1 protein-coding gene is annotated in these 541 nt (G+C 58.4%); it reads right to left on the reverse strand.

All coding sequences use genetic code 11. The features are described from left to right. On the reverse strand, nt 1–541 hold a 541-nt coding region (locus H8705_RS13660; protein WP_262396327.1), incomplete at both ends, for an AAA family ATPase.

Below are 541 nucleotides of genomic sequence, written 5' to 3' on the forward strand. Positions count from 1 at the left end.
ATAGAACCTAAGCCCCGGTATGCGCTCTGCCCTCCGGCAGCTTTGTTCAAGTGTCCGATAAGGATAACGGCGCACCCGGTACGCTCTGCAACATCGGCAAGGCGGCGGAACATGGGGCGCACTTCGTTTGCCCTGTTCATGTCGGTTTTCTCGCCCATGTACGCCTGTATGGGGTCAAGGATAATCAGCCGCGCCCCGTTCTGCGTGATTGCCTTTTCTATGCGCTCGTCGGAGAGGGTAAGCTCCCGCTTGGCTTCATCAATCACAAGTACGCGGTCAAGGTCGGCTTCGGCTTCTATCAAGCGGGGCTTGACGGTATCGCCCAGCCCGTCCTCGGCGGTCTGGTAAATCACTTGGAATGGCGGCAAGGGCTTCATTCCCGGCAGCGTTCCTCCGGTGGTGCAGGCAGCGGCAAGGCGTAGGGCAAAGGTGGTCTTGCCCTCGCCGGGGTTGCCTTGCACAATGGTTACTTTCCCGAAAGGGATATACGGCTCCCATAGCCATTCAACGGTCTGTGTGTCAACCTCGCTCATGCGGATAA

It is taken from the genome of Youxingia wuxianensis, from assembly GCF_014385085.1.
Classification (GTDB): domain Bacteria; phylum Bacillota; class Clostridia; order Oscillospirales; family Ruminococcaceae; genus Youxingia; species Youxingia wuxianensis.